Annotated in this window: 19 protein-coding genes; 2 read left to right on the forward strand and 17 right to left on the reverse strand. The window is 46.0% G+C overall.

Annotated elements, in window-relative coordinates:
• Positions 1-58: 58 nt before the first annotated feature.
• From asnS to B5F53_RS14980, 9 genes are all read right to left on the reverse strand, one after another.
• Entirely contained in the window at positions 59-1,450 is a 1,392-nt protein-coding gene (gene asnS / locus B5F53_RS14940) for an asparagine--tRNA ligase (RefSeq protein ID WP_087224820.1), read from the reverse strand.
• Between the two features lie 146 nt (positions 1,451-1,596).
• Complete coding sequence (locus B5F53_RS14945) at positions 1,597-4,110, reverse strand: InlB B-repeat-containing protein (protein ID WP_162610624.1); 2,514 nt, start codon at positions 4,108-4,110, stop codon at positions 1,597-1,599.
• A gap of 232 nt (positions 4,111-4,342) precedes the next feature.
• Positions 4,343-6,790, reverse strand: a complete 2,448-nt coding sequence (locus B5F53_RS14950) for a hypothetical protein (RefSeq protein WP_087224826.1) — start codon at positions 6,788-6,790, stop codon at positions 4,343-4,345.
• Positions 6,790-7,947: a class I SAM-dependent methyltransferase gene (locus B5F53_RS14955; RefSeq protein ID WP_087224829.1), complete on the reverse strand. Its 1,158-nt coding sequence runs from the start codon at positions 7,945-7,947 to the stop codon at positions 6,790-6,792. The genes B5F53_RS14950 and B5F53_RS14955 overlap by 1 nt, the downstream gene beginning before the upstream one ends.
• Positions 7,948-7,986: 39 nt before the next feature.
• The gene (locus B5F53_RS14960) at positions 7,987-8,379 is read right to left on the reverse strand and encodes a hypothetical protein (RefSeq protein WP_087224832.1); all 393 of its coding nucleotides are present in this window, start codon (positions 8,377-8,379) and stop codon (positions 7,987-7,989) included.
• A 110-nt stretch (positions 8,380-8,489) separates the two neighbouring features.
• Complete coding sequence (locus B5F53_RS14965) at positions 8,490-9,860, reverse strand: UDP-N-acetylmuramoyl-tripeptide--D-alanyl-D-alanine ligase (protein ID WP_087224835.1); 1,371 nt, start codon at positions 9,858-9,860, stop codon at positions 8,490-8,492.
• Between the two features lie 28 nt (positions 9,861-9,888).
• A complete protein-coding gene (locus tag B5F53_RS14970; protein WP_087224838.1) occupies positions 9,889-10,914 on the reverse strand; it encodes a D-alanine--D-alanine ligase family protein in 1,026 nt (341 codons plus the stop codon).
• A gap of 23 nt (positions 10,915-10,937) precedes the next feature.
• Positions 10,938-12,332, reverse strand: coding sequence for a L,D-transpeptidase family protein (locus B5F53_RS14975; RefSeq protein ID WP_242970339.1), 1,395 nt, complete (start codon positions 12,330-12,332; stop codon positions 10,938-10,940).
• A 30-nt stretch (positions 12,333-12,362) separates the two neighbouring features.
• Positions 12,363-13,649, reverse strand: a complete 1,287-nt coding sequence (locus tag B5F53_RS14980) for an aminotransferase (protein WP_087224841.1) — start codon at positions 13,647-13,649, stop codon at positions 12,363-12,365.
• Between the two features lie 179 nt (positions 13,650-13,828).
• On the opposite strand from B5F53_RS14980, the gene B5F53_RS14985 reads away from it, so the two are divergent.
• On the forward strand, positions 13,829-14,686 hold the full coding sequence (locus B5F53_RS14985) for a class I SAM-dependent methyltransferase (protein ID WP_087224938.1): 858 nt from the start codon (positions 13,829-13,831) through the stop codon (positions 14,684-14,686).
• 23 nt (positions 14,687-14,709) lie between these two features.
• On the opposite strand, the gene B5F53_RS14990 is transcribed toward B5F53_RS14985, so the two are convergent.
• From B5F53_RS14990 to B5F53_RS15015, 6 genes are all read right to left on the reverse strand, one after another.
• On the reverse strand, positions 14,710-15,819 hold the full coding sequence (locus tag B5F53_RS14990; protein WP_087224844.1) for a catalase: 1,110 nt from the start codon (positions 15,817-15,819) through the stop codon (positions 14,710-14,712).
• 61 nt (positions 15,820-15,880) lie between these two features.
• Positions 15,881-16,831, reverse strand: a complete 951-nt coding sequence (locus tag B5F53_RS14995) for a DUF4097 family beta strand repeat-containing protein (protein ID WP_087224847.1) — start codon at positions 16,829-16,831, stop codon at positions 15,881-15,883.
• Entirely contained in the window at positions 16,828-17,415 is a 588-nt protein-coding gene (locus B5F53_RS15000) for a DUF1700 domain-containing protein (RefSeq protein ID WP_242970340.1), read from the reverse strand. Before B5F53_RS15000 ends, B5F53_RS14995 begins: the two co-directional genes overlap by 4 nt.
• On the reverse strand, positions 17,412-17,729 hold the full coding sequence (locus tag B5F53_RS15005) for a PadR family transcriptional regulator (RefSeq protein ID WP_087224851.1): 318 nt from the start codon (positions 17,727-17,729) through the stop codon (positions 17,412-17,414). The genes B5F53_RS15000 and B5F53_RS15005 overlap by 4 nt, the downstream gene beginning before the upstream one ends.
• Positions 17,730-17,959: 230 nt before the next feature.
• Positions 17,960-20,257 (reverse strand): FHA domain-containing protein, encoded by a 2,298-nt coding sequence (locus tag B5F53_RS15010; RefSeq protein ID WP_087224854.1) that lies wholly within the window; start codon positions 20,255-20,257, stop codon positions 17,960-17,962.
• Positions 20,258-20,399: 142 nt separating this feature from the next.
• Positions 20,400-21,782: an alanine/glycine:cation symporter family protein gene (locus tag B5F53_RS15015; RefSeq protein ID WP_087224858.1), complete on the reverse strand. Its 1,383-nt coding sequence runs from the start codon at positions 21,780-21,782 to the stop codon at positions 20,400-20,402.
• 295 nt (positions 21,783-22,077) lie between these two features.
• Between B5F53_RS15015 and B5F53_RS15020 the strand changes: the two genes are divergently transcribed.
• Positions 22,078-22,566, forward strand: a complete 489-nt coding sequence (locus tag B5F53_RS15020) for an Lrp/AsnC family transcriptional regulator (RefSeq protein WP_087224861.1) — start codon at positions 22,078-22,080, stop codon at positions 22,564-22,566.
• 66 nt (positions 22,567-22,632) lie between these two features.
• Here B5F53_RS15020 and murD read toward each other — a convergent pair whose 3' ends face one another.
• Entirely contained in the window at positions 22,633-24,012 is a 1,380-nt protein-coding gene (gene murD / locus B5F53_RS15025; protein WP_087224864.1) for a UDP-N-acetylmuramoyl-L-alanine--D-glutamate ligase, read from the reverse strand.
• A gap of 14 nt (positions 24,013-24,026) precedes the next feature.
• Entirely contained in the window at positions 24,027-25,394 is a 1,368-nt protein-coding gene (locus tag B5F53_RS15030) for a hypothetical protein (RefSeq protein WP_087224867.1), read from the reverse strand.
• Between the last annotated feature and the right edge of the window lie 5 nt (positions 25,395-25,399).

Raw genomic sequence — 25,399 nt, forward strand, 5'->3', positions numbered from 1 at the left:
TCTTTTAAATAAGGACTGCCGATAAAAGAAATCTTCTCCTACGGCAGTCCTTTTCTTCTTATAATTCGCAGTTTTTCACGGTTCTCGGGAATGGAATGACATCTCGTATATTGGACATTCCTGTCAGATACATGACACAGCGTTCAAATCCCAGTCCATAGCCGGAATGGCGGGTGGATCCGTATTTCCGAAGATCCATATAAAATCCGTAGTCTTCCTCTTTCAGGCCCAGTTCTGCCATTCTGGTCTTTAATTTATCATAGTCGTCTTCCCTCTGGCTTCCGCCGATAATCTCTCCGATACCCGGAACGAGACAGTCCATAGCGGCAACTGTCTTTCCATCCTCATTCAGTTTCATATAAAATGCCTTGATTTCCTTTGGATAGTCCGTTACGAACAAGGGTTTCTTAAATACTTCCTCAGTCAGATACCGCTCGTGCTCTGTCTGCAGATCACTTCCCCAGTGTACCTTGTAATCGAATTTATCATTATTTTTCTCTAAAATTTCAATGGCTTCTGTGTAAGTCACATGACCAAAATCCGATTTTACCACATGGTTTAACCGATCCAGCAGCCCTTTATCAATAAAGGAATTAAAGAAGTTCATCTCTTCCGGCGCGTGTTCCAGTACATAGGAAATCACATATTTCAGCATTGCTTCCGCCAGATCCATGTTATCCTGCAGATCTGCAAAGGCACATTCCGGCTCTACCATCCAGAATTCCGCCGCATGGCGGGTGGTATTGGAATTCTCTGCACGGAAGGTGGGTCCAAAGGTATAAATATTGCGGAACGCCTGGGCAAAGGTTTCCCCGTTTAACTGACCGCTGACCGTAAGGTTTGTCTCTTTTCCGAAGAAATCCTGAGAATAATCAACTTTTCCCTCTTTATCCCTGGGCGGATTCTCCATATCCAGAGTCGTTACCCGGAACATCTCTCCTGCTCCTTCACAGTCGCTTCCTGTAATCAGGGGAGTATTTACATAAACGAATCCTCTCTCCTGGAAAAACTGGTGAATGGCAAAAGCGGTCAGAGAGCGCACCCGATAGACTGCCTGGAATGTGTTGGTTCTGGGACGAAGATGAGAGATTGTCCTTAAATACTCCAGACTGTGGCGTTTCTTCTGCAGAGGATAATCCGGTGCGGAACCTCCTTCTACCGTCACTTCTTTCGCCTGTATTTCAAAGGGCTGTTTCGCCTGAGGCGTAGCTACTAATGTTCCTGTGACAATCACTGCCGCCCCCACGTTTAATTTACTGATTTCACTGAAATTCTCCATGCTGTCATGGTATACCACCTGCAGCGTATCAAAAAAAGTACCGTCATGCAGCACTAAAAAACCAAAGGTCTTGGAGTCGCGGATACTTCTGACCCATCCTCCTACTGAAATTTCCTTATCTAAATATTCCTCTCTGTTTCTGTATATTTCTTTTACTGTGGTAAGCTTCATCGCTTCTTACTCCTTTTCTCATCTCTTTCTTCCTAATAGTATAGTCGATTCATCTCCCAAGTGCAAGCCCGAAGGACTTTCCTGCAGGAATAAAAATGTCCGGGAACCGAAGTCTCTTCTTTCTGTTCCCAGACATTTTTTGTTTTTCAGATATGTTCCATACAATATTTGTATATCTTCATATAGGTTCCTGCATTATAGTGCAGGCCATCGTCAATTCCTTCGTCATAGCCATACCGACAGCGGTCAAATGCATAGCCACTCTGAATCAGATAGCTGTAAGCGTCCAGATACTGATAGTCGGCAGACAGCTTCGTCTTTAAAAGATTATTATAAGAAATAATCTGGTATCCGGTACGCGGCGTCGTATTTGCTCCGTAAAAATTCAGCATAGTAGAATTGTTGGTAGGATTTACAGACATATAGTACAACTGGCATCCATACTTCTTCATTTCCGCAGCTTTCTGGTTCATAAACTGAACGCACTCGCTGCCCTGATCCAGACTGTTGACTCCAATGTTGAAAATCACTGCCGTTGGTTTCCGGGCGGCTCCGCCTTTGGCATCCTGCTTTAATTTATCCAGAAGCAGCGGATACCCAGTACTTTTCAGCCACTCGAATCCCATACTTCCCTCGGCCACCCAGTCAACATTGGCCGGTCTGGCTCCCAGATAGGCTTCTACCATGTTAAACATCCGCACGGTCCTGGAGTCCCCCACGAAGATTACTTTTCCGTATTGGGAGGGAACCTTGACCTTTAACAGAGCCGCCTTGGAAGGTGTGGCAATGGTGTTGTTATATTGGAAAACGGGATAGAAGATCATATTCTTCTGCGGGGTAATTTTCTGTCCGATTTCATAGGAAGGTTTGGAACGCTGGCGGGTTTTTAAAGACCAGCCAATCAGCGTCTGGCCGTCCCGGTTTTTTACTCCTGCCGAAATATTGGCCACACTTGGCAGATATACGGAATTCCCCTTTATTACTGCCTGGGTACTATAAGTAAGGGCTCCTGTAAAGCTTTTATATGTAATGTAGTATCCCTGTCTTCTTACCAGATACAGAGTCTGGCTTTTGGTTACTTTATATTTTTCCCCGGCTTTTACGGCTACCGTTGTGGATCCTTTCTTTGTGGACCAGCCCACATTGATATATCCTGCGATCTTCGGGCCTTCCGGAATGGTGATGGTATTTCCGGCCGTCACCTTCTTCTGAAGCTTTGTGTAATCTGCACAGGTTGTATTGCCGTTCAGATTATTAAAAGCGACGGTACAGGTGGCTCCTTTTTTATAAACCGCATATAAGTTCAAATTGCTTTTCAATGTCACACCTGCACCTGCCGCATACGTAGCTGATGTGGCGTTAATTTTTGTGGACCATCCCAAAAAAGCGTATCCGCTGATATTGGGACCTGTGGGAAGAGTCACTTTCTCTCCGGCTCCGCCGGTTATGTTGTATTTGGCATATCCTGTCTGATTTTTCCCCGCCATATTGGCAAAGGTGATCTTGCAGTTTTTCCCTCTGATTAAATATAAGGTTACCTGCTTATTTACCGGCACGTAATCTCCGGCTTTATATTCCACCACGGAAGAACCTTTCACAGTGGTCCAGCCCAGATTCTTATAACCGGTCAGAGGCGGGCCTTCCGGAACGCGTACACCGCCTACGGCGTACATCGTCTGGGGAGATACCTGGAATTTCGCGGCGGAAGTCCCTGTATAAACAGCTCCGGCCGGATTTGCAAAATATACGCTGCAGCTCCTTACCAGATAAAAGGTCTTCGCCCCTGTTACCTTATAACTTTTTCCCTGTTTGTATTCTGCTTTCTGTGAGTTTTTCGCAGAAGCCCAGCCCAGATTTGTCCAACCGTCCAGTGCCGGCCCCTCCGGAAGGGTAATGGTTTCTCCCACAACGCACTCATACTGCCAGGAACCGGAAGGATACATGGTTCCCGTAGGGTTTGCAAATTTAATTAACACCGTTTTCCCGCGGGTCAGGTAAAATTTCATATGGCCCTGAACCGTATAAGCTTCTCCGGGAGCATAGGAAATCTGGGATGCATTTTTCTTCTCACTCCACCCCAGGTTCTTATAACCGGTCTGGTTTTGGGGAAGTTCCGGAAAATAGATCGTCTCGCCTTTTACTGCCTGATACGTCCATTTCTCCTGATTGTCAGGTTCCGTCTCAGCCAGAGGCGTTCCGTCTGCATCGCAGAATTCTATCAGATACGCTTCCTGACGGACAGCATAGAAAGTCACATCGCCGGACACCACATAGGTACTTCCCGCTTCCTTTGTCTCTTCATCATCCAAAGACCAGCCGAAAGCTTTGTAACCTTCTTCTTCGGGTACCTGGGGCAGCGTAATCTCTGTTCCTTCTGTTACTTCCATGCGAAGTTCTTCATACTCCAGCGCAGAATCCCCGTCTTCTTTTGGCTGTTCGGCAAACGTTACCGTACAAAGTTCCCGGGGTTCTTCCAGGTCCGGATCTGTTTCCGGCTCTGCAGAAACCGCCTCAGAACTCTCTATAGAAAATCCGGTAAGCTCTTCCGGTTCCTCCTGAAGCTCTGCCGCCGAAACAGGGGTTCCCGATACCAGAACTACCGCAGCCAGCAACCAGCAAAACCATTTCTTTCTACTTGTTTTTCTTCTCCCGTCTGACATAAAAAACTCCCTCATTTAAACTAAAATTAATATTTTCGTAATGTTTATTATAAGCACTTTCTTTCGCCCTTTCAACAGGAACCTTCTCAAAAATCCCGAAATGCCTCAGAATCTCCGGTTTTCATAAAGAAGAGCCCGAAAAAGAAAGAGCTATTGTATAAGATGTCTCCTATACAACAGCTCTCAGGAATGTGGAAAACGAAAGTTGAGGGGGCCTGCACACTTTGTTATATTATATTGCTTCTATATAAGTGATAAATACATTTCCCGCTTTTTCAAATAACGCTGTACTGTCATTCATTCCATAAGGAGAAGTCTCCCCGGTTGCCGGATCGTAAAGGTAGGTATTATATGCGTCATAGCCTACCATCAGCAGACTGGTATTCTCTCCTGTTTTTACGATGACCGGTCTCTGGGCGCTGATTTCGTATAATACACTGTCCAGGGTACATCCCGTAAGATCCAGGACGGTTCCCTCCTCTTTGACAGCTTCTTTTAACGCCCCCACATCCAGACTTGCCTGACGCAACGCCTCCGGAATATCCGCAATACTAAGCTGAATCTTTTCTTTTTTATTTCCCCGCTCCCATACATACTGCTGGGCCCGGTTCAGGACAACGCCTGTATTCTCGTCGGCAATCTGAACAGCCTGAGAAGGATTCCGGTAAATCCCCTGGAGCTGTCCTCCTGCATACACATAATACATCTCGTTTTCCGGAATTTTTGTTTCCAGCCTGATTTCCTTATCTTCTTTCAGAGTCCTCATCTTTGCATAAACCACAACCGGCTGATCGTTATCTACCTGCCGGGAGAATGCCAGACGAATTACGGTTCCCTGTCTTGTGGTAAGAATGTTCTCCACTTCCACCTGCCTTGAAGAAGCTTTCACATTGTTCATAATGCTGTCCGTCTGTACAGCCTGGTAAGTGGAACCGTTCTTCTGGGACAAAACCATTTCCATCAGAGTCGCTCCGATGTCCACCTGAGTAATGTATGTTCCCTGGGGCTGGTACTCTTTCTTCACCGTCCCGTCAAACCCTTCTATCTTTAACTGACTGGCGCCGAAAATCTCATTTCCGTTCCCTTCCGAGACAATATCTCCTTCCCCGGCAAGACCGTAGACCAGATCCTCGTTCATGTAGCCATACAGCTTTAGTTTCTGGCCGTCAGGAGCGCTTACTGTTCTTCTTTCCAGCGACTCAAAATCAATTTCCTCTGCTTTTGACATCCCGTCTTTGGCCGTTTTGGTCCAGGCTGCATGGGAGCCTGTTTCGGAAGTATAGAAATTATCGGATGAAATATTTTCTTCCAGAATTTCATAGGAATTTTCGTCAATCTCTACCTGATAAAGCTTCTCTGCCAGGAACAAAAAGAGCTGGTTCTGCTGGTTTACATACGAAAGCACTTCCAAATCGTGTTTTAAAAATTCAAAGGATTCTGTACTGGGAATAAATACCTTTTCTTCCACCACGTTCTGATCGTTGTTGTAATGGTAAGCGCCTACCCCCACCATTCCTTCATGATCGCCCCGGTTCATATAGCCGTATAATACGAAGTCCACATCTCCGTTATCCTCTACCCGGATAATCTTAATATCGTGTTCCGTTCTTATATCCCGCATATCCGAGCTGTCTTCCTGGCGGAAAGAAAAGACCCGTCCTATTTTGCCGGAAGCAATATGGTATTCCCAGAGATCTCCCTCCTGGACAAATACTACAATATCTCCCTGGGGACTGGTCTGATAGTCCACATTCCGATTCCGGACGCCCAACAGCAGACCGTCTTCTCCCACAGTCACATTTTCTCCGTTAAATACCTGACTGGCCTGCCGTTTAAAATCCAGCAGATAAATCCGGTTCTGATCATAACGCAGCCGGTAAAATTCCTCCACATCGTAAACTTCCATAGAACCGTTGTCATCCTGGGCAGAAACCTGATATTCCAGAGCCACACTTCCTGTGGTCTCGTTAATCTCTTTCACTACCGGGGTCCCTCTTCTGTAAATCTGTGGATTTAAACTCCCCCAGTTAATTGTAGAAAGAGAAGATTGAATACTGACATTGGAATAATTCCCGTCTGCAGAAGGGACATTGGCTTCCAGATAATCGGTCAGCTCTTCAGACTGGGCTTTATTCAGACTTTTCTCACTGAAATCCAGGGCAAACTGCAGGTATTTCCCTGTATTCAGATTGCTTCTCTGTACAATCCGGGTGTAATAATACACAGGACCTGCCTCCGTATCCACTGTAATCTCCAGAGAATACTCCTGACTCATACGCATATCGCTCTCCACGGATATGGTTCCCTTCAGACAGGTGTCCTCTTCTTCCAGATTCTTCAGATTTCTATTTTCCAGCACTTTACTTCCGTCAGAAGTACGTATTTCGTAGGACATTCCCTTTATCGTTTCCCCATAGGGCTCAATGAGAATGTCCACCTTCTGGGAAGTACCGATAGGCGTCAGACTGTCCCGCATAAAATCCGCCTGCATTCTCTGACGGTATCCATACATCCGGTTCGCCCGGATTCCATCAATGTCTGCAAAAACTTCCGGCAGTGTCGTGCTCTCCATCTCCGTTCTGTCATCAGTTGTCTCGCTGTTTAACAAAAGAGACGTTCCAATCACTCCCAGCAGGAAAACCCCAAACAGGATTCCTGCTCTTCGCAACACTTTCTTCATCAGCCTTCTCCCTTCTGCTCTTCGAGAAGTCTTTTCAGGGTGGGATTTACATGGAGAGCTTCCATACACGTCTCCAGCTTTCTGTCGGTCTTCTTCCTCTTTCCTTTCTTAACCGCCCGAATCAAAAGATTTTTCGGTGTATGCTCCATGTCAATAAACTCCAGAATCTGCACTTCGTATCCGGCTTCCTCCAACAATTTCGCCCGCAGTCCGTCTGTAATTAAAGCGGCCATTCTCTCTTTCAGAATCCCGTAGGACAGCACCGGATCCAGCATCTCGTTTTCCATCTGCCGGTTTAATTCATGCTGACAGCAGGGCACGGAAAGGATCACTCCTGCGTTCCAGGATACCGCCTTGGCCAGGGCATAATCTGTAGCGGTGTCGCAGGCATGGAGAGTTACCACCAAATCCACCTGATCCGCGCCTTCATAGGAGGCAATGTCTCCCTGGTAAAAATGCAGATTTTCATAGCCGTATTTCTGTGCCAGTTCATTGCATCTGGAAATGACGTCTTCCTTCAGATCCAGGCCGATAATTTCCAGAGAATAGCCTTTTACCTGTTTTAAATAATAGTACATGGCAAAGGTAAGGTAGGATTTCCCACAGCCGAAGTCCAGAATTTTCAGGGTCCTGTCTCTGGGAAGCTGAGGAAGGATGTCTTCTATAAATTCCAGGAAACGGTTAATCTGCCGGAATTTATCATACCGTTTTGCCACAATTTTCCCATTCTGGGTCATAACTCCCAAATCCTGAAGAAACGGGACCGCCGTTCCCTCTTCCAGAAGATATTTTTTCTTCCGGTTATGCTCAGTGGGGATGGTTCTTTCTTCTCTGGGATGCAGCCGTGTTTTCACCGTTACGGTTCCCTTTTTACTGATTAAGATACTCCCGTCTCGGGTCTCTCCCTGAAGCTGAATCTGACTGAACCCCTGGCCTGCCTTCTCTTCCACATAGGAAATCAGATTCTCTTTTGTATAATTGTTATGGAGTACTTTTGTTCCCCAGGTCTCTGAAGCCTGGTAATACAGCCCGTCCCTTAACCGGACGGGACGAATCTTCACTTTTGAAGGTCCGTCGCTTTTTCTGTTTCCGCTCAGAATGAGCCGGAACATATTCTCATTTACATTTTCTTTTAAAAATTTACTTATTTTATCCATCATGCTCTTATTGTAATCGTTTTACCTTAAAATCACAAGCTAAAAATAATGTCTCCGTCTGCTCCGCCTGCAGCGCCTTCTCACCAGTTCCTGGCAGAGCAGCACCTGAATCAGTTCATCCATAAAGTTTTTATCCGGTCCGCGCCTCTCCTGAGAACCCATTTCCTTTTGAGGCATTTCTTCTTCTATTTTTTTATGAATTTTACTGCACAGATGATAGAGGGTATATTTATCGGGATATTCGTCATACAGCATACTGCCTTCATAATCCAGGCGGTCGCATTCTTCTTCCACATGGTTCTGTATCCGGCGGGTAATTTCAGGATAATAGGTTTTCATCATCTGGTACTCTTTTTCCTGAATCTTTTCCCCGTCATACAGCATGGGATTTGCATATGCCACATAGAACGGAAAATACTTATCATGATACATCAAAAAGAAATTCTCCTCTTCCTAGAATCTGTTATAGTATATGCACTTCTTTTTGGAAGGTGTATCGGGATCAGAAAAACCGCATAAGATTTCTCTTACACGGTTTTTAACTATTCCTCTTCCAAAGCCTTTACCACTTTTTCAAACTGCATAAAATGGGACGCCTTTACCAGGATGGTATCCCCTTTTTTCACGTAACCGCTCAGGTGTTTCAGCAGGCTCTCCAGATCGTTTTCGTAAACGACTTCCAGCTCCGGATTCGTCTCCTTTGCCCGGCGGGCAATATGTGCGCTCAGCTCTCCTGCACAGATTAATACGTCGATGCTGCAGTTTCCCGCACAGACACCCACTTCTTCATGAAGGGATATTTCTTCTTCTCCCAGTTCTCCCATGTCTCCCAGAATCGCCACCCGGCGGCCTGCTCCGTCCTGGAGGACATTTAAAGAAGCTTTCATAGAAATCGGACTGGCATTGTAGCAGTCATCCACAATTAAGAATCTGTCAGTTTCGATCATGCGGAAACGGCCGCTGACCGGCTCCAGACTTTCGATTCCCGCCTGTATCTGTTCCAGGGACAAACCATACGCCAGCCCCACTGCCGTTGCTGCGAGGGCATTGTATACCATGTGCCGTCCCGGCATAGGCACCCAGACATGGAAATTTCCCTGGGGCGTATGAATCCTGCAGAACATTCCCTTTAATCCCCGGCTTTCGATCTCATCGGCATAAATCTGATTTCCATCCTCCAGACCGAAGAACACCGGCTGGATTCCCCCGGGGGTTCCCACAGTTGCCAGTTTATCATCGTCGCCGTTTAAAATAATGTGGCCCTTTTCTTTCATATACTGAAAAATTTCTGTCTTCGCCTTTAAAACCCCGTCCCGGTCTCCTAAGAATTCCAGGTGACAGGGGCCGATATTCGTAATCACACAGGTATCCGGCCTGGCAATCTTGGCCAGTCTCGTCATCTCTCCGAAATGGTTGATCCCCATTTCCAGAACGGCAATTTCATCTTCCGGCGTAATCCTGAAAATGGTCAGAGGCAGTCCAATCTCATTGTTGAAATTTCCCTGGGTTTTCAGCACCTGATATTTCTCTTTTAAAACGGCTGCAATCACCTCTTTGGTACTGGTTTTCCCCACACTGCCTGTAACTCCCACCACAGGAATTCCCACCTGCTGAAGATAAAATTCGGCAATATCTTTTAAAGCCTGTAAGGAAGACTCTACCTGAACATAAGGGAAGTCTGCCTCCGGAAGTTCTCTCTCAGACAGGGTTCCCAGCGCGCCCTTCTTCATCACATCCGGAATGAATGTATGGCCGTCCGCCCGTTCGCCCACAATGGGAATAAAGACGCAGCCCGGGCTTGCCATCCTGCTGTCTGTAATAATTTTCACTGCTTCTGTATCTGCATTGTACCCGGATCCGTGATAAATACCGCCGCAGACGCGGGCAATGTTTCTTAACGTTAAATTCTTCATGAGTTCTCCTGCTCTCTTCGTATCTCTTCTATTTCAGGGATACCTCCATCAATTTCTCGCACAAGGTTGCATAGTCCATTCCCAGAACCTGAGCTTCCTGAGGAATCAGACTGGTGGGCGTCATACCGGGAAGGGTATTCCCCTCCAGACAGAAAAGCTCTTCCTCCTCTGTCATAATAAAGTCAAACCGTGCATATGCCTTCAGTCCAAGGGCGTGATAAGCCATTACCGAGTATTCCTGAATCTTTCTGGTAAGCTCCTTGGAAATCGGCGCCGGACACGTCTCTTTAGTCGCTCCCGGCTGATATTTGTTTTCATAATCATAAAACCCTTTTACCGGAACAATCTCCACAACCGGATAGGCTTCCCCGTCCACAACAGCTGCCGTATATTCGGTCCCTTTGATATACTCTTCCAGTAAGATCTTATCTTCATAACGGAAGGCTTCTTCCAGCGCTTTATCGTATTCCTTCTGATTTCCGGCAATGTATACGCCGATGCTGGATCCGCCATTACAGGTCTTTACTACCACCGGGAAATCCATTCCGATCTCCTCCGGGTTGCGGATATATTTCTTCTTATTCATGGTCAGGCCGCGGGGAGTGGGAATTCCATTCATCAGGAAAATCTGTTTCGTAATTCCCTTATCCATGGCCATTGCGCTGCTGAGATGGTCACTTCCGCTATAACGGATACCCATCAGATCAAAAACCGCCTGAATTCGTCCGTCCTCTCCATTTGCTCCATGCAGCCCAAGGAAAACGAAGTCCGCTGCTTTACACAGCTCCAGAATATTCTCTCCGAAGAATTCTTTTCTTGTCTTTTTCATTTCTTCAATTTTTCCATTAAAGCTCCGGATATATTCTGTCGCCTGTTCCACATCATATTCCTTGGGAAAAGGATCTTCCCAGTCCACTGTTTCCTGTCCGCAGAAAGGATCTGCCAGGACAGCCTGATGCCCCTTAGATCTTAACGCCCTGCAGATGCCGCTTCCAGAAACAATGGATACCTCTCTCTCTGTACTGTTGCCGCCAGCTAATACCACAATCTTCATAATTCTACTCCTTTTATGACTGTTTATTGATAGACCACCACAGGCGCGCCTATTTCCAGATTCTCATAAATAATCTCTGCCTGATCATAAGGGGTGTTCACACATCCGTGGGAGCCTTCCGTCTGATACAGTTCACCGCCGAACTCTGTTCTCCATGGGGCGTCATGGATTCCCACATTCCCTGCAAAGGGCAGCCAGTAGGTCACCGGGCTCTCGTAATCTTCCCCTGTGAGAACTGCAGGCGATTTCTTGGCATCCACTGCATAAACTCCCGTGGGTGTCTCCCACCCCATACCGGGATTTCCTGTCACTACCTCTGTGTCCACTACCGGATCTCCGTTTAAATAGAAAACCATCCTCTGATTGGTAAGATCGATCTCCACATAGGTACTGCCAATATCATTTTCTGTCCGGCTCCATCCCTCATAGGAATAAATCGGCTCTCTCACCTGGGTCTCGCCGCTCTCTACTGCTTTCATCAGTGCGGCCGTCTCTCTTTCCTGATCAATGGCCCAGCCATAGTCTCCGCCTTTTACGGTTACGGTTCTTCCGTCATAGGTTTCAAACGTTCTGGTACATCCGAAAGTGTCGTACTTATATCCTAACTGATTTACATACTCTGCAACCTTGCTTTTATCCAGCACATAATTGTTTTCTTCGTCTTTTTTCAGCCATCCCCTGATTACTTCCCGATCCACCACTTCTTCCCGGTCTTCAAAATCATAAGTAATCATTACGTCTGTAAGCTGATTTAACTGCTCGAGCTGCTTCTTTAATGTGGCGTCATTCTCAGAAACAGCGGGTTTCTCATAGCAGCCCTCTTCTTCCAGATAAACCTCTGTTTTTCCATTTTCCACAGCTTCTGTAATAACCTGTAACGTCTTTTCCTTATTTAACTGATTTCCTTCTGTTTCCGCCACAATCTCATAACCGGAATCTGTTTCTTCAATCCGCGCATCTTCCGGCGCCGTCACATTCTCTTCCTGAAAACAGTTCAGACTCTCAACGGCCTTCCTGAGACTTTCTGTATCGTAAGTGGTGCTTGCGCTCATCTCCAGGGCGTTGCTCTTTCCCAGAGACAGAAACCAGAGCCAGCGGTTTTGTTTCTTCAGAAGCTCTCCCACAGTTTCATCCGCCACATAACGAAGACCTGCTTCTTTGGCCGTAATTTTCTCCACGCCGTTATTTTTCTCATTGATGGCTAACACATAGGCCGAAATGCCGTCTGAAATCCGGTTCTGGGCCTCTTTTTCCGTTATGAAAGAACATGCGATCCCATCAATGGTGGAATTGGGCAAAAAATGGGAAGAGAAATAAAAGACCCCTCCAAAATAAAGCGCCGCGCTCATTAAAAGTAAAATTGTGATGATAATCAGGAGTATTTTCCTTCCGGTTCCCATTTTTTCCTTTTCTTTCATTTTCTTCCTCTAATCGTGTTTTCTGAACTCTTATTTATTTTCCAGTAATTTCGCAATACTTACCAGTTTCACACTTAAAACGAAAATCTCAGTGGCCATTGCCAGTTCTTCCGGTTCCGGGAAGGTGGGGGCAATTCGGATGTTGGAGTCTTTTGGATCTTTTCCGTATGGGAAGGTCGCTCCTGCTCCGGTCATTACCACGCCGGCCTCTTTGGCTTTGGCAACAATTGCTTTGGCACATCCCTCCATGGAATCAAAGGAAATAAAGTAGCCTCCCTTGGGTTTGGTCCACTGGCCGATTCCAAGGCCTCCCAGCTCTTTCTCCAGAGTCGCTTCAACCGTTTCAAATTTGGGACGGATAATCTCCGCATGTTTTCTCATCTGTTCATGAACTCCGTCCAGGTTCTTAAAGAAACGCACATGGCGAAGCTGATTCAGTTTGTCATGACCGATGGTCTGAATCTGCATATATCTGCGGAAGTCTTCCAGGTTTGCCTTTGATGCGGCCACGGCTGCAATTCCAGAACCCGGGAAGCTGATTTTGGAAGTGGAGGTGAATTTGTAAACAATATCCGGATTTCCTGCTTTTACACACTCTTCCAGAATTTCAATCAGAAAATCCTGATCCTCATCGTACAGATGGTGAACGCTGTATGCATTGTCCCAGTAAATACGGAAATCCTCAGCAGCCGGCTTCAGTCTGGCAAATCTTCTGACTGTTTCATCGGAATAAGTAATTCCCTGAGGATTGGAATACTTGGGTACACACCAGATACCTTTAATGGATGCATCTTCGCTGACCAGCTTCTCTACCATATCCATATCCGGGCCGGTGGACAGCATCGGCACATTGATCATCTCAATGCCGAAAAATTCTGTAATTTTAAAATGTCTGTCATAGCCGGGAACCGGACACAGGAATTTTACTTTATCTAATTTGCACCAGGGAGTGTGACCCATAACACCCTGAGTCATAGAACGTGCAACAGAATCAAACATCACGCTCAGACTGGAGTTTCCGTAAATGAGAATGTGATCCGGATCTACTTCAGAAATTTCTCCCAGCAGTCTCTTCGCTTCCGGAATTCCGTCCGGTACTCCGTAATTGCGGCAGTCTACTCCTGTCTCGCATTTTAAATCCGTTTTGCTGTTTAAAACATCCATCATTTCCATGGAAATATCCAGCTGGCTTGCAGACGGTTTCCCTCTGGACATATCCAGGGATAATCCCTTTGCTTTAATCTCTTCGTACTGTTTCGTTAATTCTTCCTGCAGTTCCAGCAGTTCTTCTCTGCTCATCTCCTGATATGCTTTCATAATATCCTCCTCGTACGTCTAATAATGCTATTTCTTATTCTAGTATGCGGTTTCCCGCATTGTCAAGTATTTTAATTACTTCTTGATTCTGGCTCTGTTATAAAATATACTAAGAGAAACTGCCCTTTTCCATGGGTAAGAACGCTATTTTTATATATTTACAGAAAGGATTGCTGTCTATGTGGATTGCAGATGGTTGGAAAGATTACGAAGTTATTGATACATCGAAAGGAGAAAAACTGGAACGCTGGGGAGATTATCTGTTAATCCGTCCGGATCCCCAGGTCATCTGGGATACCCCCAGAGAACACAGAGGATGGAGAAAGCCGGACGGACATTATCACCGCAGCAAAAAAGGAGGCGGTGAATGGGAATTCTTCAGCCTCCCGGAACAGTGGACGATTCATTATAAAGAATTAACCTTTCATTTAAAGCCTTTCAGCTTTAAGCACACCGGTCTTTTCCCGGAGCAGGCAGTCAACTGGGACTGGTTTGGTCAGAAAATCCGTCAGGCTCAAAGACCTGTGAAAGTGTTAAACCTTTTTGCCTACACAGGCGGGGCTACCCTGGCCGCTGCCGCTGCCGGCGCCTCTGTCACTCATGTGGACGCCTCCAGGGGAATGGTGACCTGGGCAAAGGAAAACGCCGCCGCTTCCGGATTAAAAGAAGCGCCTGTCCGCTGGCTGGTGGATGACTGCGTAAAATTTGTGGAGCGGGAAATCCGCAGAGGGAATCACTATGACGCCATTATTATGGATCCCCCTTCTTACGGCCGGGGTCCGAAAGGCGAGATCTGGAAAATCGAAGATTCCATCTATCCTTTTATCCGGCTCTGCACCAGACTTCTCAGCAGGGATCCTCTGTTTTTCCTGGTAAATTCTTACACCACGGGACTGGCTCCCTCGGTCCTGACCTATATGCTCTCCACGGAGCTGAAAAACTTTGGCGGACATGTGGAGGCTCAGGAAATCGGACTTCCTGTCTCCCAAAGCGGACTGATCCTCCCCTGCGGGGCTTCGGGCCGCTGGGAAAAATAATCCGGGGCGGGCTTTGTCCCGCCTCAGATTCTCTCTCCGGTAACATTTTTCTGGTACCACTGCACTCTTCCCTCTAATTTCTCTCCCAGTTCCGAATCTGCAAGGCGAAAGTTTCGGATCGTCTCTTCTCTCAGTTCATCCTCCAGCTTATTTAACTCCACAGCCAGATTATCTGTGAGATTTCTCTTTTCCGACAGGGAAAGCTCTTCCAGAAATCTTCTGATCTGCCGGAAACTCTGCTCCCGATCCGACCGGAACTCTGCCTGCTGTTTTGGCAAAATCCCGTCAATCCGATTCTCCCCGGAAAATTCTGCCGGTTCCACTTCTACTGACATATTTTCAGGATTTTCCTCCAGATTCAGCCTGCCCACAAGCCGCAGGGGAAATGTCTCCTTCGGCCATGTTTTTGTAGAATCAAAGGGGTGAAAAGGAAGATAATTTCCGTTTGCGTGAGGCATAATCTGAATGAAAAGATTGTAGCTGACCTGTTCTCCTTTGCTCAGAGTCCCATACAGCTCCTCTCCGGCTGCATCCGGATTTAAACCTGCGCGAAGGAGAGCCTCTTCTCTGGTGGACAGCCTCTCTCCTGCCCGGGGAATCCAGTGATACCGCACCAGAAACCGTTCTTTCTCCCAGTTTTCCCATATCTGGGTCTGCACCCCATAGCTTTTCATATTTATAAATCCGTAAGGGGTTCCCTGATTGGAAAAATAAGCCATTCCAAATCCCAGCAGTCCCGGATCTTCTCCGGCCAGCTCCCAGAACTTTCCGGGAGAGCCAAGGCCAGTCGCCGGATCCCGGGAAAATGTCTGGTATACCGCCTTCCTCTCCTTTCGGCTGTTGGCCGGCGCCACAGGCAGGCTCTGACAAAGCAAATCATAAATACCTCCGTCCGTCTGGAATTTCACTGCAAATCCCCGCAGATTTCTGGCCGTATCCGGGGTTCCCCATTCTCCGAACGCCAGGGAGACTCTCAGAAAGGCCGGCGTCTGTCTTCCCTCTTTTTGAAAAAGGCAGGCCCTCGTATAAGGGCTCATGGAACAAAGCGTCTGAAAATGCCCGAATGCTCCATACCCTTTTTGGAAGAACTGCCTTTTCCTTTCTCTCTTCTGTCGAATCTGCCACTCTTTCATATTTTCTTCCTTCAAGATTTACTTGTCCTATCCTATGCCTTCCGGAAGAAAAAAAGACGTGTTATTCTTTCTCCTCTAAAGTAATATCTCCACTGTCGCAGGTAATCTTCAGGGATTTCCCGCGCCCTTTCTCAATTTTCAGTTTCTGTTCCCACTCCTTTGCCACTTCATAGCCTTTTAACTGAATCTCTCCGTAATCGGTATACAAATCCAAATCATAAGTTTCCCAGTCATAACTGCTTCCCAGCGTCACATCCCCGTAGTCGCTTTTGATCTCCAGGTTCTTCATGTCTGCCTTTTTTATCCTCAGTTCCCCGGATTCCAGTTCTACATTCCCTTTCTCTCCCTGGAAGCTCTCTATTTCCACATCACCGTAGTCACTGAGAAGTTCTGCCTCTTCTGCTTCAATCTCTCCTGCCCGTATGTCTCCCGCGTCCGCCTCCACACTTAACTGCTTTCCTGTGTACTGTTCCAGGAAAATATCACCGTAATCTGCCTTTACTGTACAGGAATCTGCTTCCAGGTTCTTAATGGAAACATTTCCATTTTCATTGTCTACTTCCACTTTCTCCGGCTGCACTTTCTCCGGAAGATAGATCTTCACATAATATTTCTCTTCCTGGAAATCTCCCAGAAATCCGAACTGAAAGCCCTGAACCCCTTTTTCCGGTTTTTCCTCTATTACCAGACGTCCCCCTTCTGCCTGAAACTCCGGCTTCTGGGTATTGCCATAAAGGGAATACTCCACATAACAATTCTGATCCTCTGAGGCCAGAAATTCCACATCCGCCATATCCACTTTAAGAGAAATCTCAGATACCGGATCAATGGAAGTTTTGGAAAGCTCATACTTCTGCCCTTCCTCTTCCAGGTTTTTCAGATGCAGACCGCTTCCCGTCAGGCTAAACTGGGGGTTTCCTCCCATGGAAATTCCGGCTCCGAATAAAACTGCACCTGCCAGAATACATCCTGCCGCGCTGCACAGAAAAATTTTATTTTTATTCTTTATCATTTCCCTGCCTCCTTCTTAATAATTTTTCCAAACATACGGGTAAGTCCCCGCAATACCAGATTTATCAGCTTTACAATCAGCCACACAGCAAATGCTGAAATTCCGGCCAGCATAAGGCTCAGGCCCAGAATGGTAATTCCGTCTGCCGGTGAGAGAAACATTCCATAGATGCCAACGCCTACCCCTATGATGGAAGCGGCTGTTACACAGATAACGCTTAAAATCACAGAAATTAAAATCAAAAGTGCAGATGCGCCCAGGCATACGGCCAGGACGATGGAACTGGCGGCCAGAGGGATTCCCACAGGAGCTGCCAGTACAGCTAAAATTCCCACCCAGACGGCAGAAAATCCTCTCTGAAGACTCTTTTGCCCCTTCTCCTGCCCATTGCGGGCGGCAATATCTACAATAATCTGGGAAGCTGCTTCTTCCGGCGTCCCCAGATCCAGAATCGCCTGTTCTTCCCTGTCCGGTCCGGCTTCTTGGAAATATTCTTCAAAATACTCCATGGCCATATCAAAATCCCTTTTAGGGAGCTTTTTCAGTCTTTTCGCAAGACACTTCATATATTCTTCTTTTCTCACGATTCATTCCCTCCATTCACTATCTTCTCAATCTCTTCGGTATAAAGCTCCCACTCTTCTTTCAGCAGTTCCCACTGGGCAAGCCCCTTTGCAGTAATTTTATAGTACTTCCGGTTCCTTCCCTGGAACTGCTGATCATAGGCGGTTACCAGTTCTTTCTCCAACAGACGGTGCAGCACCGGATAGAGCGCAGAGTCCTTCATATTAGATACCTTTTTAATGGTCTGGCTAATCTGATAGCCGTAGGCTTCCTGCTGCCTCAAAATCGACAAAACTAAAAAATCATACATCCCGGCATTTAACGTAAAAACCATTATTATCCTCCTTTCATATATCATCTTTTGATATATTATATATCATATAATATATATTTTCAATACATATATTTAATTTTTTCATATATAAAGTTGTACAAAGAGTACAAGTCCTCTTCAACTCCTTATATCCCTCACTCATGAGGGACTTGTACTCTTCGCGCGCCAGATGCAGATCCTATTGCATAAAAATAGCTGCAGGGTTTCTCCCACAGCTATTTCTCTTCTTACTATTCTTTTTTCTTTATATTTCTCAGCACAATTCCGCTTAAAATACCGAAAACCAGTACAAAGGCCAGCATCAGCAGCCAGTCTTTTCCCAGATGTCCTTTGGTATATTCAAAAAATTCTTCTGCTTCCCGTACCACTTCCGTCTCTTTCCCATTCATTTCCACAATGTAAGTCAGGTCGTTTAAATTGGCGCTGCTTCCGTAGGCCTCCATGGACCAGCGGCAGATGGCAAACCAGGAAATAATCTTGGTTGCTCCGCTCAGTTCAAATAAAAGACCGGAAAACAGAATCTGGGGCATCAGCAAAATAGGGGCAACTGTCATGGCCCGATCCGGGTTTTTAAATAAGGAGGAGGCAAAAATACCCATCGCCGCCGCGGAAAACGCTGTCAAAAACGTGGTCAAAAACAACTCCAGATAAGCAGGGAATAAAAGCCCCTCTTCCGGCATTCCCACCAGCAGAGCGAAGACTCCTGACAGCAAAAAGCTCTGTACCAGACACATCCCGCCCAGAATCAGGAATTTGGATAAAATATACGGCCCCAGATGAAGTCCCGTCATATATTCCCTTCTCAGTATATTGCGCTCTTTACACACTTCCTGAATGGCGTTTAAGATACCCACCCAGAAAGCAGAACAGGACAGAGCGAACAGAAGAGATTTGGTTGTCCCGTAATACTCAAACTGATTTCCGTCTTTTACCAGAGAAATCAGAAAGGCCAGGATCGGGGCCTGCAGCATCAGCATCATCAGCCTCTGTCTGTCGTTAATCATCAGATGGAAATACCGGCTGCTTAAAACGCCCATCTGACGGAAGGAACTGTGCTTGTTGCGGGTCTTGCCTCCGAAGTCTCCCCCATTTCGTCCCGAAGGCTGCTCCCCGTTCCTGCGAACCATTTCATCGTATTTTCTCCGCCATTTTTCCGGTTCTTCCGTTATCATATTGTACACGTCCACCAGATTATCCACCTGGAAGAACTGTTTTGCCTCCCGGTCACTGCCGAAGAAACACAGATTTCCGCCTCTTCCCATAAAGATAATCTTATCGCAGACCTGCAGATTCAAAGTACTGTGCGTGACTAAAATAACCGTTTTTCCCGAATAGGTCATGTTTTTCAGCGTCTGCATCAAGTTTCGTTCCGTTCCCGGATCCAGGCCGGAGGCCGGTTCATCCAGGAAAAACAGGTTGGGATCTGATAACAGTTCCACCGCTATACTGGCTCTTTTCTTCTGACCTCCGGAGAGACGGCGTATCATGGTCTGCTCCTTCCCTGTCAGCTCTACCGTATCAATAACCTGCTGAACTCTGGCCTGACGTTCCTGCTGGGTGGTATCATCGGGCAGGCGCAGCTTGGCCGCATATTCCAACATGGAAAACAGGGTCAGATTATCGTAAACAATATCCTGCTGGGGGACATATCCGATAATATTTTTCAGAGCGTCATAGGTTTCATAAAGTTCTTCTCCATTAATTAATACCCGGCCGCCGGTGGGCTGGCTGTAACCGCTGATGGCATTCATAAAAGTAGTTTTTCCTGCGCCGGATCCTCCGATAATCGCCACCAGTTCGCCCGGCTCTATGGATAAGGTAACATCATTACAGATATTAAATGTTTTCCCCTGGTTCTTAACCGTTTTGACCACATGAAGGGCATCTACACCGATACCGCTCCGGTAACTGCAGAAATAAATTCTCCCATTGGTAAAAATCAGTTTGCTGTTGGTAATCATGAGGATGTCTTTTTCCCCAAGAGTCACCTTTCCCCTGACTGGATGACCGTTCAGAAAGGTTCCGTTGGTACTGTGACAGTCCTCTAACTGATACTGGTTCCCACTGCGGGAAATAACTGCATGATATTTGGAAACCCCCATATGGGGAAGGCAGATCTCACAGCTTTTCTCCCTTCCGATCCGGATGGCATTTAACTTGCTCATGTCAATGCACTGCCAGCTAAGCATAGAATCCTGAACGTCCCGGATAATTAAAACACCGTCCCGCTTTCCCTGCTGCATATCGTCGATCCGCAGAATATCTCCGCTGCGGAAAATGCTTTCTCTTACTTTGATTCCATTTAAAAAAGTTCCGTTGGAACTGTTGGTATCCTCAATTACAATCTGGTCCTCTACCAAATGAAGCCTTCCGTGATGTTTAGACACATATTTGGACTTTAACACAATATCATTGTCCTGGCCTCTTCCAAAAGACACGAACGGCCTGTGAAAACTTTTCAAATCCACTTTCTGCGGCAGTTCCGCACCGTCAAAGATATAAATGTGAAACGAAGGCTGTTTCTCCATACTCTCCACCCCATCTGTTTTTTCTCGTTGCAATTCTTTTTTATTATACCCTCTCCCCGAAACAAGCGCAAGGAAAAAGCCCGCCCAAAAGCCATCTTACGGCTTTGCAGGCGGACTTTCTGTTCTCTCTGCTCTATGGCAGTTATTTTTCTATGGTCGGAATCTCTGTATCGTCCCTGGCGTCCAGATTATTGATGTACTTATTGGTCTCCTTAACAATTACATTGGATAACAAAAGCACGGCAATTAAGTTCGGAATGGCCATTAAGGCGTTTAAGGTATCTGCAATCAGCCATACCAGGTTCAGGGAAACCACCGGCGCAATCACTGCTACAAGTACGTATAAAATCCGGTAAGGAATCAGCCCTTTCTTCCCTGAGAAATATTCTACACATCTCTCTCCGTAATAAGCCCAGCCGAGAATGGTGGAATAAGCGAAGGAAATCATACCCATTACCAGGATTACCGGTCCCAGATAGGGAATCTGTGAAAAGGCCAGAGAAGTCAGCACGCCTCCGTCAGATACAGAGCCCATATCAATGGACGGGTTTTTCATAATACTTGTAACCAATACCAGTCCTGTCATGGCGCATACAACTACCGTATCCCAGAAAGTTCCTGTACTGGAAACCAGCGCCTGACGAACCGGGTTTCTGGTCTGTGCTGCAGCAGCGGCGATAGGAGCAGAACCCATACCGGATTCGTTGGAAAACAGTCCTCTTGCCACACCGAAACGCATAGCCATCATAATACCGGAACCAACCAGACCGCCTGCGGCAGCGCCTGGCTTAAAGGCCATAACAACAATTGTCTTTAAAGCAGGAATAATAAAGTCATAATTAATACCAAGAATAATGATACATCCCAGTACATAGAAGATTGCCATAAACGGAACTAATTTCTCACATACATTTGCGATGGAACGGATACCGCCGAAAATAACCACTGCTGTCAGCAGTCCTACTACAACGCCTACCACTACGTTCGGAATATTCAGATTTTCTTCACATACGGTGGCAATAGCGTTGACCTGTGTGGCACAACCGATACCGAAAGAGGCAACTCCGCCGAAAACAGCAAATAAAATTGCCAGCCATTTCATATGAAGTCCGCGTTCCAGGGCATACATGGCGCCGCCCTGCATCCGTCCGTCTTTGGTCTTCACTCTGTATTTAACTGCGATCAGTGATTCGCTGTACTTAGTTGCAATACCGAAAACACCCGTCAGCCAGCACCATAAAACGGCTCCCGGTCCACCCATGGCGATGGCTGTTCCTACGCCGATAATATTACCGGTTCCAATGGTGGCCGCCAGAGCTGTAGTCAGAGCTCCGAACTGACTGACCTCTCCTTCTGCATCCGGATCTTTCTGAAAAGAAAGACGGATACCTTTAAAGAGCTTTCTCTGAATTCCTTTGGTTCGTATGGTCATAAAGACATGGGTTCCAAGCAGCAGCAGAATCATCCCCCATCCCCATACGTAACCATTTACCGTAGTTACAAATGAATTAATTGCGTCAAACATCTTTTTCTCCCTCCCGCATCTGTTTTCTTTACCTGAAACACTTTTGTAAGCACCATGAAGACACCCAGGTAAAGAGAAAGGCGCACCATAAGATTATGATACGCCTTTGTACTTGTGCTTATTGATTTAAATGAATAAAAAAATTATACAACATAATTAATCATATTTCAAGTAGAAATCACATAATTATTTTCACTTAAACGTGAGGCAGACTGTCAACTACTTTTTTCTATTTTTTTTGCATTTTTCTTCTTGTTTATGATAAAATAAAGGAAATAAAAAGGAGAGATGTTACATGGACTTACTAGATTACCAAATTCTGAAAAAGCTGAAACAAAACGCCCGTAAAAAAGCCTCCGACATTAGCAAGGAGATTCATCTTTCTGTTTCCACAGTCATTGAACGTATCCGAAAACTGGAAGCTTCCGGAATTATTAAATCCTATACAGTGATTACGGATGAATCTAAAATCGGCAATGATGTAACAGTCCTTATGGAGATCAGTCTGGAGCACCCCAGTTACAACGAATCTTTTATCAAGCACATACAGGAAAATCCTTTTATTATTTCCTGTTATTACCTTACAGGAGAGTTTGATTTTCTTTTAAAGATTAACTGCCAGTCTTCCGAACATCTGGAGCAGATTCACCGGCAGTTGAAAAATCAGCCCGGGATTCGGCAGACAAAAACCCATTATGTGCTGCGTACCATTAAAAACATTTACACTTCCTTACCGATTTTAGATGAAATGAATGATATTACAGATACGAATCCGAAGGAATGAAGAACTTACAAACATACTTAAGGTGTTACCTTTGCTCTGCAAACGGTAACACCCTGTATTTTTATACTATTCTTTCACCAGTTTTTTAAACACATCGCCCCGCTCTTCAAAATTTCTGAAGATTCCATAGCTGGCCGCTGCAGGCGACAATACGCAGCAGCTTCCGGGGTGACAGACTTCTTTCGCATACGCCACGGCTTCTTCCAGAGTGTCCCTCCGGATAAGCCGTTCTTTTTTTCTGAAGCTGGTATTTTTTTCCATAATTTCCTGATAAATCCTTTTTCCCGTTTCTGCCATTAATATAATGAACTTCACCTGAGAGGACGATAAATACTCTTCCAGAGGACCATAGTCAATCCCCCGGTCCATCCCTCCTATCAGCACTGCGTCTACTTTGGGAATACTGCTTAAGGCCTGTATTGTAGTTTCGCAGATGGTGGAAATGGAGTCGTCGTAATAGCGGACGCCGTCTATGGTTCCCACATATTCCATCCGGTGAGGAAGGGGTTTATAGGTCTTCAGGGCCTGAGAAAACTCTTCGTCCGGTATCCGGAAAATTTCTCTGCAGATTCCATAGACAACTCCAATGTCAAAGTAATTATGCTGTCCTACCAGAGAAATTTCCTCTTCCGGTATCTGGAACACATGATTCTCACATGTAACCCTGCATCCGTTTATCTGTATCCGGGCGCTGCTGCTGTCTAGTCCCACAGAGATCACCTCTCCCTGGCATCTCCGACAGGCCGTTTCTCCTTCCAGTCCCAGAACGGGCTTTCCAGGAAGAATTTCCTCATTGCAGAATAAGGTATCGCCGGCTTTCTGATTTGCATAGATATTCTGCTTGGCAGCAATATAACGCTCCAGGGTCTTATAATGATCCAGATGTTCCTCATACAGATTCAAAAGGACTGCCGTACGAGGAGAAACAGAGGCATATTCCAACTGATGGCAGGAAAGCTCCAGAACCACCGGTGTCTCTTCCCCAATCTGATCCACAATATCAAAGACAGGAATCCCGATGTTTCCTGCAAGGATCGCCTTTTTTCCTGCTTTACAGAGAATGTGATGCAAAAGGGTGGTAACAGTACTTTTTCCCTTTGTCCCTGTGATTCCCACCGTCTGTTTTCCGAATCGTTTCAGAAACAGTTCCGTCTGCGAGACGATCCGGCAGGTATACTCTCCGGGATCCTGTTTTAAAACAATTCCCGGGCTTTTAAATACTACGTCAAACTCATTGAGATAATCCTGATAAGTCTCTCCATAAATGACTTCCATATCCTCCGGATAAAAGAGGGTATCGATCTGCAGCGGTTTCTGATCCGCTACTGCAAGGGACTGATAGCCGCCCACTTTTTCAATCATCCGCAGAGTGGACTTCCCCTCTCTTCCGAATCCCAGAATCAGAACTCTCTGTCCTTCTATGGTTTCTCTTATCAACTTCTGCATGTCCTTACCCCTTTCTAATAACATTCCTTTTTCAGAATGTCCAAAAACTCTTCCGGAAGCAGATGGCTCTCGTCGTAATAGGTAAAAAACTGATTTCTGTAAGGATAATTCTTCTCATACAGGCCAGTCTCTTGATAGTGTTTCAGCAGAAGGGGGAGCTCTTTTTTCTCTTTTTCCAGTTTCTCTATGGTCAGCAGAACCGCGGCATTGATCTCATCGCGGCTTCCCACGCATTCAAAGGGTTTCTCCTTCTCCAGTCCGATCAATTGATCGAAATACTTCTGCATATTTCCGTCATTTAACATATCGCACCCAAAAATCGTACAGATTTCCTCCCTCTCCAGAAAGGGTGAAAGAATCAGACAGACAAACAGGCACTTGGGACAATGGCCGCACCAGATATCCTCTTTGCTTCCCACGTTACAGCTCCTGAAAATATCATGGAACTGACGGCAGCGGGAGAAATACCGGGCAATCTGAAATTCACTTAAAGGACGCAGCATACTGAAGTAATAGGTATTGCTCTGTATATATTTCTTTTCATAATCATGGAACGCCTTCTCAAAACGGAAACTTTTGGAGTACTGGTGATTGACCGTACTTCCTTCCACCGTACTTTCATTGGCGCTGGATTCATTGGACAAAACAATATAGCGAAGTCCGTTCATATAAGCGGCAATGGTGGAGGAAAAAGCCACAATTGCAGAATAGGGGGTATGTCCGTTTAAGAATCCTCTGGCGTTTAATTCCAGCATATTTTTATGAAGGGTTCTCTTCACCGCCACAATCTGATCTTCCCCATAGCCTGCCCGCTCTGCAGTCTTTAAGGTAGCCCCTCTGGGATTGATGATGTAACAGTGATTCTGTGGTTTGCTTTCTTTTAAAAGGCTTAAGGTTACGGCAGAATCCTTCCCTCCGCCCACAGGAATCAGACATCCTTTCGCATCGGTTTTGGGCATGTCCGGATAGTCCGTCTCCTCTCCCGCAGACTGAATCTCCATAAAGTCTTCTATGTTTTCTTCAATTCCATTGGTGTAATAAAACTCTCCCAGACCATTAAAATATAAGTCCTTCCACCACTGAATCTGTTCCTGATCCAAACGGGAGGCTTCTACTTTTACCAGAGGGGAACAGGTCAGTTTCCAGTAGCTGACCAGCTCTACCATTCCCAGGGAAAAGGCCATTTTATGGAAGGTTCCGTTTTGGCTGTAGCTTGCGGTATCCCCTTTTTTCCTGGGGAATTCCCAGTACGGAGAAAAAGAGGATAAGCCCGGAATTTCAAACTGAAATTCCAGGCGTACCCTCTCGCTGTTTTCTTCTATCTTATAATTTTTATAAATAAATTCCGGATATGATTTTCTTAATTCCTGATATGAAGGCATGGCTG

Origin of the sequence: Blautia sp. An249, assembly GCF_002159835.1 — a bacterium.
GTDB classification, from domain to species: Bacteria; Bacillota; Clostridia; order Lachnospirales; family Lachnospiraceae; genus Blautia_A; species Blautia_A avistercoris.